Origin of the sequence: Methylobacterium organophilum (assembly GCF_022533465.1) — a bacterium.
Classification (GTDB): Bacteria; Pseudomonadota; Alphaproteobacteria; order Rhizobiales; family Beijerinckiaceae; genus Methylobacterium; species Methylobacterium organophilum.
Genome location: NZ_CP092848.1, coordinates 2,444,724 through 2,458,065, shown reverse-complemented (window position 1 = coordinate 2,458,065; position 13,342 = coordinate 2,444,724). Strand labels below are relative to the sequence as shown.

Sequence of the window (13,342 nt, the reverse complement as noted above, 5' to 3'; positions counted from 1 at the left end):
GCCGGCGCCTCAACCTCGCGGTGGCGCCGCGCCAGGGCCCGCTTGCGTGTCCTTGCGATCTTGGTCACGCACGAGCCAGTGCACGGCCCCGAGGGCAAGGATGGCGGCCGCTAGACCGATAATGGTGAGGGGCTCGGTCTTGCTCGCATCCAGGATGATGAACTTGCGGGCAAGTGCCAGCAGGGCGATCAGGATGACGGTGCGCAGCTGGATGATGCTCTCCTGACGGTGCAACACGCTCAGGATCGAGTGATTGAACTCTAAGGCGATCAGCACCGTGAAGATCATACCGAACACGGCCTGGAACACGCTGTGCTCGGCTGGATCGAGCAGGCCGAAGATGATCAGCCGCACGACGCGGAAGCAGAGGTTGATCACGGCCGCAACGATGACCAACCCGATGAGGCCGGTCAGGATCACGACGACGACCTCCTCGAAGCGCTCGTAGAGGCTCAGGCCTGGCCACGCCTTGCGCGTGTCCCGCAATGTGTCGGCCGCCGCAGAAAAGTGTTTCCCGAACGGGAATTTGCCAGGGCTCGGCCGCGGTTCACCGGCATCATCAGGCGTCGGACGTTCCACTTTCCAAGCCTCTTCCTTTCCTGGCTGCTTGCGTTCGCCCTGACCCCGGGCAACGTGGCCGATATTAGCATGGCGCGACCTCTGCGGCAGGCCGTCGTTCCGGCCAAGCGCCGGATCGCCTACCGGTAGCGCAATCGGATCGAGCGCCTGTTCGGTCACCTCAAGAACTGGCGCCGTGTCGCACACGCTACGACCGCCTTTGGACCATTGAAGCCGCACCTCACGCCCAGGCGGTCAGCAACGCCGAGACCTGCGTTGTGTAGCGCGACGAACGCATCTCGAACTTCGTCGACCAGTCTGTGCGAGCGCGCTCCAGCCCGGGCCCGGGCCGGCACGACGGTGCCGCGGCCCCAGCGTGCGTTGCAGGCGTCCAGCGCCGCCATCAGCGGGCCGGAACGCTCGCGATCGAGCCGGCCGATCAGGGCCCGCGGTGCTGTCTCCAGCGGCACGAGATCCATCGTCAGCACCCCGGCCTTCGCGTAGCGCCAGGGCTGCATGCCTTGCGGCTGCCAGGTGCGGGCCACGCCGAGCTGCGCGGCCTTGATGAGCACGAGGCTGTCGTTCGTCGCCTCCGGCAGCCCGATGACGGTCTGAACCGAGCACTGCGGCTCGCCGCGGTCATGCTCGCTCGTATGGTAGAAGACCGTGACGTGGTTGGTCGCCAGCCCTTCGCGCCGCAGCTTCTCGCCGAGTCGGGTGGCATGGGCTGCCACAGCCTGCTCCAACATGGCCTGCTCGGTCACGCGGCCGGCAAAGGAGCGGGTCACCGCGCAGCCCTTGCGCCGGGCCGGCACCAGGTCGAGCCCGATGCAGGAGACGCCGCGCAGCTCGAAGATCATGCGTTCGCCCACCACCGTGAGGGCCTTGCGCACAGGGCGCGGGTCGATGTCGCGCAGGTCCGCCACGCTATCGATGCCGAGCGCCTCGAGCTTGGCGAGCGAGGCCCGGTCGATTCCCCATAGCGTGCCGACATGGATGCGCGGCAGCCAATGTCGTAGGCTGCGGGATCGGTCAGGTCGCAGACGCCGCCGAGTTCCGGGACGCTCTTGGCGATGTGGTTGGCGAGCTTGGCGAGCGTCTTGGTCGGGCCGATGCCGATGCAGGTCGGGATGCCGGTCCAGGCCCGGACCGTCGCTCGGACATCGAGGGCGAGCGTGATGCGGTCGCGCCGGGTGAAGCCGGTCAGGTCGAGGAAACTCTCGTCGATCGAGTAGACCTCCACGTCGGGCGTCGCGTCGCGATAGATCGCGTTCAGCCGCGCGCTCATGTCCCCGTAGAGGGTGTAGTTCGAGGAGAAGACCCGCACGCCTTGCGTCTGGCAGAGCTGGCGGATCATGAAGAACGGCGCGCCCATCTTGATACCGAGCGCCTTGGCCTCGGCCGTGCGGGCGATGGCGCATCCATCGTTGTTGCTGAGCACGATCACCGGCACGGCCGAAAGCCGCGGGTCGAATACGCGCTCGCAGGAGCAATAGAAGCTGTTGCCGTCGATCAGGGCGATGGCCCGGCCGCCGCCGATCCGGTCGCGCAGGCGCGCTTCGGAGGCGCTCACCGGCCGAGCCCGGCCCGGGCGATGTGCCAGCGGATCGTGAAGCGGCCCACGCCCCAGATCTCGGCGAAGCCGTCCTCGTCCAGGGCGAAGACCGGCATGGCGTCGTTGTCGAAGGCAAGCCGCGGGCGGCCGCGCTCGACGAGGTAGCGCTTGCAGGAGAGCTGGCCCTCGACCACGGCCACGACGACGCTGTCATGGGCGGCGGTCAGGCTGCGGTCGACGCAGGCGAGGTCCCGATCGTGGATGCCGGCCCCGCGCATGCTGTCGCCGCGGATCTGCATCAGAAAGGTGGCCGGCGGGTTCGGCACGAGCCAGCGCGGCAGTTCCAGGGCGCCTTCGAGGAAGTCGTCGGCCGGGCTCGGAAAGCCCGCGCATAGCGCGGGCCCGACGAGGGGCACGCGCACCGTACCATCACCCGCCGACGGCAACTCGTCGACATGTCTGATTCCCGCAGCCCATGAGCCTGCCACGCGCTGTCACCCCTGCTCCGGCCGGCCCGCGCGGACGTAGCCATGCGAGACGGCCCTGCGCATCTCGGCGAGGTCCTGCTCGACCCGCAGCAGATCCTCGATGGCGAAGGCGAGCGCCCGCTCTGCATCCCCCTCCGCGGCCTCCAAGTAGGCGACAGCCGTCACCTGGGCCTCGCTCATGGCAGCAACGGTCTGGATCTGCGACGCGGTCGCCATGGCTGCCTCCGTCCCGGAAATTGAGAACGAAAAAAGAACAAAACCATCGGTCGCATCCGGTCAAGGCACGATCCGGCGCCCGTCGAAGATCGGGGGAAAGCGGGGAGGAATCAGCCAACGGGGCTTGACGGGGCAGGATGACGCTGGGGCGTTAACGGCACAGATCAGGCTAAGATCTAGCCGGTTACATCTCGCGGCTCCCGGCTACATATAAAGGAACGGACGGCTGATATCGCTTCGATGCGGCAAACTGCTGGATCTAAACTGATCGATTGGCAAACATCGATTGGCAAACTAAGATTCGCTAAATCCGATATCTTGTCACAAGCGCCACAGGTAAATCAACGGCTTAGCGCAGCGGCTCGAAGTGCACGGCTTTAAGTGACCTACCCCCACCAGATGGTCAGAGCTCAAAGTTAGTGCAGGGTCGGCCTCTGCTCCACGGGTAGCTTGGTCGACGGAGCCTGCTGGGTGAGTGCGGCCGGCCAAGCGGTCATGGCTGGGACGAACACCTCCGGCGCTGGCGGCTTTTAGCCGAGCGCGCCATGTGGGCGGATCGTGTTGTCGTGTCGACGCCAGCTTTCGATGATGATCTGCGCCTGCTTCAATGTGTAGAAGAGCTCGCCGTTCAACAGTTCATCCCGCAGCCGCGCATTGAAGCTTTCGACGAAGCCGTTCTCCCACGGTGAGCCCGGCGCGATATAGGCGGTCTTCGCGCCAACGACCGCAATCCAGGCCAGCACCGAGTTGGCGGTGAACTCGGGCCCGTTGTCCGAACGAACATGCGTCGGCAGTCCGCGCAGGATGAACAGGTCTGAGAGCCCATCGATCACGTCAGCTCCCTTCAGCTTGCGTGGCCGAGCGCCCGGCAGGCGCGGCGCTCGGAGACGTCCAAGACGTCCATGACATGCGCGATGCAGGCGCGCCAGTGCGCGGGGCTGGTCAGTTTCCCCGGGCGCCCTCCTGCAGGATCAGCTTATCGAGGGTGAGATCCGCGATCGCCTTCGGGAGCCGCTGGTTCTCGGTCTCCAGGTCCTTCATGCGCCGTACCTGGTCGCTCTTCAGACCACCGTACTCCTTGCCAGCGGTAGTCGGTGACCTCCGTCACGCCGATCGTGCGGATCGCATCCCCGACGCTCTGGCCTTGCGAGACCAACACATCAACCTGCCGCAGCTTGGCGACCACATCCTCCGGCTTATGCTGCGTCGTTCCCATCTGGCTGTCCTCATCCTGGCTCGAAAGCCATACATCAGGGCGGACCGCTTCAGTGGGAGCGGATCACTATTCCTATTTTGTAATCGTCAAGTTACAGGATAAATTCTCAAATTAGAATTTGTTTGCAAGACGTTATTGGTTATGAAGCGAACAAAACGATGGGAACCAAGAGGCCTATCGCTATGATGAATAGAGCAAGATTTTCACCATACGGGCAAGCTCCGATAGTTGGTATGGCTTAACGAGGAAGAACCCGCTCTCGATCTGCTTCTGATTTGAAGGAATACCTGAGCTTGTGACAATAAGTTGCTTGATATGTGGCCAGGTGAGCGACAACCGATTCACTAAGTTCCATCCCGACAAAGTGCCGACATGCATCGCGACGTCGATCACAACAATATCAGCATCATTTCCTGAAACGAGAAAATCGATTGCTCTGTGCGTACTGTTGAACGGTATAGCATCTATACCAACATCGATGAGAGCTTCACAAGAAAGTTCCGCGACAAGGAGTTCGGCGTCAACGACGAGAACAAGCGGGCGCAAACGTTGGTTCTCAGATTTTGAGTACTCAGTCATGAAGGATCCCAGGTGAATTGTAGTGGCGCTTATAGAAGTAAAAGTTGGGACGCACGATGCATTCCGCGTGATGTTAAATAGAACTGATATTATCGTTATGCAGCATGATCCGGAGCTGCATCGTAATTTTGCTAATAGCGATCATAGCAACCACTTGAATGAAAACCTATGCCATCATGGTCAAATGAAAAGTCGGGCTAACTCCGTGATAGGAACTGTAGGCCCTCGAAAAAGCACTAACACTGCTATATCCCGCTGCCTCAGAAATACTACTCACAGTGTGATTTCCTTCAGTCAATTGCAGTTTTGCCCATTCTAAGGTCTGTGCTCTGCCGTATTCAGCCGGCGACTGTCGAAATATATCTTTGAAACCGGAATTGAGGTCGTTGCGATTCAAGCCAACTTTTCGGCAAATCTCTGGGATCGACAGGCTCTGGCCGATATTGTGCCTATAAAGATACGCGGCTGCCTCGATTGCTTGAGAGAACCGTTCCTCATGCGACACGAGCGAGGGGCGACCATGGCGCGAATAGATATTGTTAAGCATGTGAACCGTTTCCAGAACGAGTTCCTCCGCCTTGGCGAATACGTACCTTTCGAATGCTCTGCCGTGGATGTCGGTTGAATAGACGTTGTCGACGGATGCTCTCACACGCGGTGGCAGGGGAAATTTCATGATAATTGGTCGAGCGTCATTCCCAAGCAGAGCGGAAGATATGTGCGCAGGAAGAGCCCGAATATTGAGCATATACTCTTCGATCAGTACCTCCGGGCGGACCATGAAACTAATGGCCCTTTTGTTCTTACCAGCATTCTGTCGCAAAGAATAGTCGCTAGTGTTAATGAGGATGATGACGTCAATGTTTCTGTTGTGGGAAATCCTGTCCTTAAGAGTAATCAAGTTAGATCCATTATACGTGAATAGAAAATTTACGTATCCTGCGGTATAAACATTAATTAGGTGCGGTCGATAAGTTGTTTCGTGAATATATGTCGAGATACTTTCGCTAGAATGGCTTTGGATAAAAGAATTATTATAGTTCAGAACATCGGCGGACAATGAAGATAGCGCACGCAAGCGTTGCGGCTGATCGAGTCTGAGTGAACTAAATATTTCATCGAAACGCATTATAGTAGACGGAAGCTTTTCATTAAGATGGATCAATTTACGCCTGCGGTCCATTCGATATCTTCTAAGTCAATACTACATTCCCGCCGTATGCTGGCTGCACACGGCGAATGGGCTCAGGGCAGCATAACCTATGATGCCATGACTCGGCCGAGGACGTTACCCGGCAACGCGCGACGATGACGGAGTGGATTTCAAAAATGACAAACTGTTAATCACACTGTCGACATCGAAACTGATAGGCACCCTCGATGTCGCGACCCAACACCAGTTGAGATCAAAATCAGCTTTCAGCCGACTAAGGATGTTATGCAGCGTTGGTGCCCTGCTGGACCAATAGCATTGTTTGCATCAGTTGCATCACGGGTTGGGCAGAAATTTTATCTTTTTTGTGGACATCACAAAAATCTGATGCCGAGATCAGCCTGCCAATGGCTCTACTCGGAGTGACAAGAGCCATAGCCCATCGATCAAATGTGCGGCTGTCGACTGGAGTGAATTCCAGTAAATCTATTTGCCTGTGTCTTAGATCGCGACAAATGCGTTCGAATGCTTCTTCGAGCGCTGACAAGGGTCCTTCGAGAACTTGAATGAACCCGGTGCGGGTCTGCATAATGGCTCCCGTAAGATCGCTGGCTGCGTTGCGGGCGACCGAACCCACAACGATCTCATCGATCTGCTTTCGGATGTGAGCTTCGGTTCCGATCAACGCCCCCTCACTCGCGTAAACCAGCCGATAAATTTGCATCTAACGCCTCCATCACGCTTTAATTTTGCGTGCGGTCCGCCCAAACAACTTGACGATCTCCGTCGACGGCACGGGTTTGCTGATCAGGTAACCCTGAATTTGGTCACAACCCTCCTTAATGATAAAATCTGATTGGGCGATTGTTTCGACACCCTCGGCCGTAATTTTCATGCCGAGGCTCGAGCCGAGTGTTGCGATCGCTCTGACGATCGCGGCGCTATCCTTGTCTGCCGGCGTTTGCCGTATGAATGATTGGTCGATTTTGATTTTGTCGAAGGGAAATCGGCGCAGATAGCTCAACGACGAGTAGCCAGTTCCAAAGTCATCCATCGAAATTCGAACTCCAAGAGATCGCAATTCGCATAGGACCGTCAGGGTTTTCTGTTCGTCCTGCAACAAGCAACCCTCGGTGATCTCGATCTCCAATCTTGTTCCTGGCAATCCGGTGACCTCCAAAATGCCACGAACAGTTGTTGCAAGTCGGCTATCGCGGAACTGAACCGGAGATAGGTTCACGGCAACGGTCAAGTGCTCGGGCCATGACAAGGCCTCCGTACAGGCGGTGTGCAAGACCCATTCGCCGATCGGCGCAATGAGTCCGGTTTCCTCGGCCAGGGAAATGAAATCGGCGGGCGGGACCAGACCGCGTTCGGGGTGGTACCAACGTATCAGTGCTTCTGCGCCGTCATATGCACCAGTTCGTGCATTGACCTGGGGCTGATAACACAAGTGGAATTCCTGTCTTGATATGGCTTGGCGCAAGTCGAGCTCAAGCGAACGCCGCGCTTGGACGCGAGCGTTCATGCTCGCCTCGAACAGGCGATAGCAGCTTCGCCCATCCTGCTTTGCACCATATAAGGCGAGATCCGCATTACCGATCAGCTGCTCCGGCGTATCACCGTCGTTCGGTGCGAGCGCCACACCGACGCTGACGCCGATATTCACGATAAGTCCGTCAATGAGGAAGGGACGGCCTAAGAGGTCTATGACCCGTTCGGCAACAGTTTGGACAATGGCGAGATCAGATCCTGCAGCCATGAGAACCGCGAACTCGTCACCGCCCAGGCGCGCAACAAGATCGCCTTTATTGACGGCATGTTGCAGCCGCTGAGATACACGACATAATAAAGCATCTCCCATGCCATGACCGAGCGTATCATTGACGAATTTAAAACGATCAAGGTCGAGCATGAACAATGCGAGTGCGGAATCTTCGGCTTTGAGGGAGGTGTAGCGATCCGCCAACGCGTCATGGAACTGCCGTCGATTGGCAAGCCCGGTCAGGGCATCGTGAAGAGCCAACCGATGCATCTCGGCTTCTGCGCGCAAACGCTCGCGCTGGTCGCGCACCGCAACGATGGTGTGCGGCTTACCCCGGATTGCGATCGACTGCGCGATGACGCGGACAGGGATATGTGCCCCTCCGGCATCCAAAAGGAGTGTGTCTGCTTCACGGGCTGCCGGAATGTGAGCGATATGCATGTCGGGGAGGACACGCTGGAGCGGGACTCCGAGCAGGGCCTTTCTCGACAGCCCTAGGATCCGTTCTAGACTCCTATTGATACCGCGGATGGTGTCACCGTCGCAGATCATCAACCCTTCAACAGCAATGTCTGCAAGATCTTGGAGTCGCTGTCCTTCAGCTTCATTGCGCAATTTATTGCTATGCCAAACTCTCAGGGCGGCAAGTGACAGTCCGACGATCAGCAGTGCGCCGTTTGCAGTGAGTATCGACAGTACGGTCGCGTTCATGCTTCCGCCGGGGATGGCGATCGTCGGGTCGTAGCTGATCGTGACCGCATCCATACCGAGAAAGTGTGTGCCGCAAACCGCAAGCAGTAGAAGGAGCGGTGCAAGGCGTCGTGCTGAGCGTCGTCGTTGGAATGCCGCGATCATCGACAAGCTTCCGAGAACGGCGCCGACGACGATGGATTGCCCGACAACGACCTGGTCCCAGTCCATAACTCCTTGGACATGATAGGCACGCATGCCGGTGTAATGCATCGCGGAGATAGCGAGGCCGACGATCGCGCCTCCCACCAAGCGACCGGACAACCCGGGCATGATGACAACCAGTCCAGCTCCAAGACCGACTAGAGCAAAGGCCACGACGAGCGACGCTCCGGTCAAGCCAACCGAGAAGCCGGAGGCCATGTTTGGCTCGTAAGCAAGCATGGCGATAAAATGAGTTGCCCAGATAGCCGTGCTCGTGGACACCACGCCCGCAGCCCCCCAGGCGAGCTTGTCCTTGATTGTCTTACTACGGAAGACCTGCTCACCCATTGCGAACGTTGAATAAGAACCCAACGCACAGATCACGGAAGCAATCAACACAAACCGCAAATCATGCTGCTGCGTTACACATAGATATAGTTGATGCATGAGCAGTCTCACCTGCGAGGCATTCGGGATTGAAAACGTCAGGAAATCCCTGTTACCTCTTGGCTCGTCTTTCTTGTTACATGATCCACATGCAAACTTGCCAGTCTTGTATGTTCGATGATTTTCTCAACGTGGCTCATACCAACTGCAGCTGCTTGCATACTGGCTGACATCTCGCGAACCACAGTCGACTGCTCACTGACGGCGGTAGCAATTATCGCGTAAGCGTCATTGATGTTCTGAATGACGGTTCCGATCTCACCGATCGCCTCGACTGCTTCACGTGTCGCCCCCTGCGTTGCCAGGATCCGCCCGTGGATCTTGCGCGTCGCACTGGCTGTCTGTTCAGCAAGAGCCTTCACCTCGGCAGCGACGACGGCAAAGCCTCTTCCTGCCGGTCCAGCGCGGGCTGCTTCGATCGTCGCGTTCAAAGCGAGTAAGTTCGTTTGACTGGCGATCGCGTTGATGATTCCGATCACGTCACTGATATGTGTAGCTTCCTGGCTGAGACCAGCAACAATGCTTCGAGTATGACAAACTTGTCCGACAGCCGCATCAGCCATGTCTGCTGCATGGTCGACCTGCTGACTGATGGCACCCACTGAAGCAGACAGCTGCTCTGCACCGGATGCGATGCATTGTATGTCCCGTGAAATACGCCCTGCCGTGACAGTTGCTTCCGAGGTTTGTGCTTCGACGTCTGCGACGGCATCGCTGATCGCGCGCAGGTTCACGCTGATGGATCGCTGCGCAGCGAGGCGCGATTCACGCTGTTGGACCTGGGAGGTGACGTCAGTTGAAAATTTTATCACCCGGGCGACTTGCCCACGCTCATCGGTGACCGGGTTATAGGTTGCTTGGATCCAGATCTCACGACCACCCTTTCCAACGCGTTGGAACTCTCCCGACTGGAATTCGCCACGCTGGAGGGCAGCCCAAAAACTGTGATACGTATCCCCCTGTTGTTCGTCAGCTGGGACGAAGAGGCGATGATGTCGACCTCGGATCTCGTCGAGCGTATAACCCGTTGCTTCCAAGAAATTGCTGTTTGCATCGATGATGGTGCCGTCGGGTCTAAAGGCGATAACAGCTTGAGATCTGTGCAATGCCTCGATCTGTCCAGCCAGATCGCGGCTGCGCACCTTGGTGGCAGTAATGTCGTTTGCAAATTTGACTATTTTTGTGACACGCCGTCGGCGATCAAATAAAGGAATCAGGGTCGCATGTAACCAGATCTCACGGGCATCATTTGTTTTAAGCCTGACTTCGCATGTTTTCGCGTGGCCTTCACGCAAGTCGAGCCACATATCCGCGGCGTCTGCATTCTCAAGCCCGTCGATCTGAATCAAGGAGTCGTAGGCTTTGCCAACTAAATCGGATAGGTTGTATCCTGTCAGGGCAATGAACTTGGCATCAGCATTCACGATAATTCCGTTGGGCGTGAACTCGACGTATGCCCGGGATATATCAGGCGCAGCATGTCGCGCAGCCAAGATGCTGGAAATAATAGTCATCACTCAGAGCCCGCTATGTAGAACTGATATGATGATTGATTATATTCTTTAAATAATAGTTAAGTCGAGGTTTTTCTGTAAGATTTATTTGCTAGGCACACTAATCACTGAAATAATTATTAAAATGAGTCCGATTGAATGATCTTACTTACAAACAAACGGGATCACACGCGCAAAATCATGGTGAAGTTTTATTATTTATACTGACTTGAAATATCACGTCAGGTTCGATCAATCCGTTTGTGGACCCTGCCCTGAAACGCTATTCATAGTCCGATCATGATTTTTTGATCAGTACGACCTACCTCAATAAAACTTTTCAGTAGCTTGCCCAGACCTTCGTGTAGATTAGAGGTAATAACAATCAATTCTTCGCAACGCTCGCGCAGCTCATCTGCATGAGAAACATTCAGCGAACGTAGATCGCTTATTTCATCGAAGCATCTTCTACGGATGTCGTCGAGCATCTGCATACTCTCGACGATCTCCGTGGCGGTAGATGTCGTGTCATTGCTGGCATTAGACGATTGATGCATGTGCCGACTTTCAGTTTTTGCGATACATAACAGACATCACATATCGTTTTCGCAGCATATCCCGGTAATCTGTCCCTTGGAACGCCGACTCCAGTAGCCTTGATATAAGTGATCCAACTGGGCTGGACCTCACCGGTCGTAGCAAGGGGCAGGAATGCCGCGTTGTTCTGTTGGTTGGGTAGCTGTATGCGATAGAGGATCACTGTCCCGTGTAGGTCTTTTGCAATTGCGGTGGCGTGGAGGAGTGCATCAGTCAAGCTCGTCGCCGTTACATCGCCGTCGAATAGTTCGGTCCCATTAAAATCAAAGCGCACGACGCAAAACCCGTAAGTGTTGTCGTGCGCAAGGTTTGCACCACAACTATAACAATTCGAATGTGTATTTCGCAATACATCTTAAAATTCAGCACCTATACTATGGATAGCGACCCGCTTTATGCAGAATATAATTGAGATATTTGCAGATGCAGCGTTGCCAAATGCGGTGCCGTTGATCTAGCTTGACCATTGAGTATCATTTCTTTTCGATTTCCTCTCAGAGAAATCGCGGCCGATGATTGTCTGCAATAACTTTGTGACAAACTGATAAGGCATCATCCTGCGTGCAACCTTAGGAGCCGCCGCGTCGAGTTCCCAGGCATGCTCTTTGCGCTTGCTAGAACGTTTTCGGTTTGGGCTGAGTCATCATGGCGGGGTTCACGCCGCGAGGTTGAGCCGATTCAGTGCGCGCTCCAAATGAGGAGCGCGGCATGGGCCGACCCTACAGCCAGGACCTGCGCGATGGGGGACGTCAGGGCAGCGTATCCTGAGCGATCTCGAGGAGAGTCTTGACCGCCTCCGATCGCAATTCCTCCACATCTTTCAAAGTTAACCAATCATAATCGATTGATGCATGGTCGCCATCATCGATATCGAAAAAGTAGTTGGGCATACCCACCACTCGTAATCGCTCGATGAGGGCGAAACCTCAGCTTGAGAGAATGGTTCGCGACCAATCGTTGACTCGATTCGGCGAACGAGGGCTGACTGTACGCTTTATTACGTGATGTCCAGCGCGTCTTGAAGCGGGAGCGGTTGAGCCGAAATGGTAAGAGGGTATCGGTAGCGTCACATCGTATGCCTCATGACCAATATGCCGGGCTTTCACGCCACGCTGGAGCTGCAGTGTGACGAAGCGTGCATGTCACGCTCACTCCGAGCCATCCACAGCAGCCTTCGCCTGCTGCATCAGGCGGACGCAGTGCTCTCACGATGGCATCGGCCCTTAGCGGAAAGGGCACCAGGCGAGATCATGTCGAAGACGCTCTTCGACGCGCCTGTACGATCCGCGGAATGCGCCGAGGCTCGCTTGTCCACCCAGAGCATGGCACGCTGCGCGTGGATTGGTGCGGCGCGCTCATGATCGGGTCAGGCGGCCGTGTCGGTTTCCGCCGACCGCATCAGCTTCGGGGCCATGGCCATCCGCCAACACGCGCCGGGCCGCCCGGCCGGTGTGCCGATCTGGACGTTCGCAGCTGGCCAGAAGAGCCGATGAGCATACGGGCGGCTGAAACGCAAAAAACGCCCCGGCCGGAGCCGGGGCGCATCGCGTACACGGGATTAAGAATTAGGGACAAAACCGTCTGGCCTGAGCTTGGCAGATGAGGGCGCAAGCGAGTGTGGTGAAGGCGAGATGGAGATCGGCCCGGCGCTCGTAGCGGATGGTGAGCCGGCGGAAGCGGGCGAGCCAGGCCAGCGTGCGCTCCACACTCCAGCGATAGCGCCCCAGCCGTTGATTGCTCTCGATGCCGCGCCGGGCAATCCGAGGCGTGATGCTGCGGGCTCGGCACTCGCGCCGGCAGCGGCGATGGTCGTAGCCCTTGTCGGCATGCAGCTTGTCGGGTCTGCGCCGCGGGCGACCACGCCGGCCGGTGCGCACGCCCGGCACCGCATCGAGCGTGGCGGCCAGCATGCGGCTATCGTGGCAGTTGGCGCCGCTCAGTCTCAGGCCGAGCGGCGTGCCGTTGGCGTCCACGACGAGGTGGCGCTTCGTGCCCGGCTTGCCCCGGTCCGTCGGGTTCGGCCCCGTCGCGGAGCCCCTTTTTTCGCAGGTAGGCTGGCGCTGTCGAGGGCGGCCCGCGACCAGTCGAGCGCGTCGGCGTCCTGAAGCCGCTCCAGCATCGCGCGATGGAGTGCGGCCCAGACGCCGGCCGCCTGCCACGCTCCCAGCCGCCGCCAACTCGTCTTGCCGCTGCAGCCGACTTCGGAACGCGGCAGGTGCTTCCACTGCATGCCGGTCCGCAGCACAAGGATGATGCCCGCCAGCGCCGCCCGGTCCGAGGCTGGCGGGCGACCGCCTTTCGGCTTCTCACGCTCAGGCGGCAGAAGCGGCGCGATCACCGCCCACAGATCGTCGGGGACAAGGGTCTCCATGCCCTTCCAA

The 13,342-nt window shown here is 57.4% G+C and carries 11 protein-coding genes and 3 pseudogenes; 1 reads left to right on the top strand and 13 read right to left on the bottom strand.

Translation table 11 applies throughout. The annotated features are described in order from the left end of the window. Positions 1–9: 9 nt before the first annotated feature. Positions 10–486 carry a phosphate-starvation-inducible PsiE family protein gene (locus MMB17_RS11375; protein ID WP_238311764.1) on the bottom strand — a complete coding sequence of 159 codons (477 nt, stop codon included), beginning with the start codon at positions 484–486 and terminating at the stop codon, positions 10–12. A gap of 120 nt (positions 487–606) precedes the next feature. Here MMB17_RS11375 and MMB17_RS11370 point away from each other — a divergent pair. After that, positions 607–842, top strand: a pseudogene (locus MMB17_RS11370) (hypothetical protein); the annotation flags it as partial. On the opposite strand, the pseudogene MMB17_RS11365 reads toward MMB17_RS11370, so the two are convergent. From MMB17_RS11365 to MMB17_RS11305, 12 genes and pseudogenes are all read right to left on the bottom strand, one after another. After that, positions 800–2,131 (bottom strand): annotated as a pseudogene (locus MMB17_RS11365) (Y-family DNA polymerase). The pseudogenes MMB17_RS11370 and MMB17_RS11365 overlap by 43 nt on opposite strands. Then, positions 2,128–2,535, bottom strand: coding sequence for a LexA family protein (locus tag MMB17_RS11360; protein ID WP_241101986.1), 408 nt, complete (start codon positions 2,533–2,535; stop codon positions 2,128–2,130). Before MMB17_RS11360 ends, MMB17_RS11365 begins: the two are co-directional and overlap by 4 nt. A 72-nt stretch (positions 2,536–2,607) precedes the next feature. Next, complete coding sequence (locus MMB17_RS11355) at positions 2,608–2,817, bottom strand: hypothetical protein (RefSeq protein ID WP_241101985.1); 210 nt, start codon at positions 2,815–2,817, stop codon at positions 2,608–2,610. 416 nt (positions 2,818–3,233) lie between these two features. Next, positions 3,234–4,033 (bottom strand): annotated as a pseudogene (locus tag MMB17_RS11350) (integrase core domain-containing protein). A gap of 180 nt (positions 4,034–4,213) precedes the next feature. After that, positions 4,214–4,612 (bottom strand): response regulator, encoded by a 399-nt coding sequence (locus MMB17_RS11345; protein WP_241101984.1) that lies wholly within the window; start codon positions 4,610–4,612, stop codon positions 4,214–4,216. 166 nt (positions 4,613–4,778) lie between these two features. Further along, the gene (locus MMB17_RS11340; protein ID WP_241101983.1) at positions 4,779–5,795 is read right to left on the bottom strand and encodes a helix-turn-helix domain-containing protein; all 1,017 of its coding nucleotides are present in this window, start codon (positions 5,793–5,795) and stop codon (positions 4,779–4,781) included. Positions 5,796–6,048: 253 nt separating this feature from the next. Beyond that, positions 6,049–6,489: a BLUF domain-containing protein gene (locus MMB17_RS11335; RefSeq protein WP_241101982.1), complete on the bottom strand. Its 441-nt coding sequence runs from the start codon at positions 6,487–6,489 to the stop codon at positions 6,049–6,051. 12 nt (positions 6,490–6,501) lie between these two features. After that, on the bottom strand, positions 6,502–8,883 hold the full coding sequence (locus MMB17_RS11330; RefSeq protein ID WP_241101981.1) for a bifunctional diguanylate cyclase/phosphodiesterase: 2,382 nt from the start codon (positions 8,881–8,883) through the stop codon (positions 6,502–6,504). Positions 8,884–8,909: 26 nt separating this feature from the next. Next, positions 8,910–10,295 (bottom strand): methyl-accepting chemotaxis protein, encoded by a 1,386-nt coding sequence (locus MMB17_RS25255; RefSeq protein WP_276518068.1) that lies wholly within the window; start codon positions 10,293–10,295, stop codon positions 8,910–8,912. Between the two features lie 356 nt (positions 10,296–10,651). After that, positions 10,652–10,852: a hypothetical protein gene (locus MMB17_RS11315; protein WP_241101980.1), complete on the bottom strand. Its 201-nt coding sequence runs from the start codon at positions 10,850–10,852 to the stop codon at positions 10,652–10,654. 858 nt (positions 10,853–11,710) lie between these two features. Further along, on the bottom strand, positions 11,711–11,851 hold the full coding sequence (locus tag MMB17_RS11310) for a DUF6894 family protein (protein ID WP_241101979.1): 141 nt from the start codon (positions 11,849–11,851) through the stop codon (positions 11,711–11,713). Positions 11,852–12,526: 675 nt separating this feature from the next. Next, positions 12,527–13,332, bottom strand: a protein-coding gene (locus MMB17_RS11305; RefSeq protein ID WP_241099007.1) for an IS5 family transposase whose coding sequence is annotated in 2 segments (ribosomal slippage) — positions 12,527–13,005 and positions 13,005–13,332 — 807 coding nt in all. Because the reading frame shifts where the segments join, the coding sequence is not laid out codon by codon here. Positions 13,333–13,342 lie beyond the last annotated feature (10 nt).

Excerpts from the sequence above, each read along its gene's own strand:
- MMB17_RS11355 (WP_241101985.1), bottom strand. The coding sequence starts at position 2,817 with ATGGCGACCGCGTCGCAGATCCAGACCGTTGCTGCCATGAGCGAGGCC.
- MMB17_RS11345 (WP_241101984.1), bottom strand. The coding sequence starts at position 4,612 with ATGACTGAGTACTCAAAATCTGAGAACCAACGTTTGCGCCCGCTTGTT.
- MMB17_RS11340 (WP_241101983.1), bottom strand. The coding sequence starts at position 5,795 with ATGGACCGCAGGCGTAAATTGATCCATCTTAATGAAAAGCTTCCGTCT.
- MMB17_RS11335 (WP_241101982.1), bottom strand. The coding sequence starts at position 6,489 with ATGCAAATTTATCGGCTGGTTTACGCGAGTGAGGGGGCGTTGATCGGA.
- MMB17_RS11315 (WP_241101980.1), bottom strand. The coding sequence starts at position 10,852 with ATGCTCGACGACATCCGTAGAAGATGCTTCGATGAAATAAGCGATCTA.
- MMB17_RS11310 (WP_241101979.1), bottom strand. The coding sequence starts at position 11,851 with ATGCCCAACTACTTTTTCGATATCGATGATGGCGACCATGCATCAATC.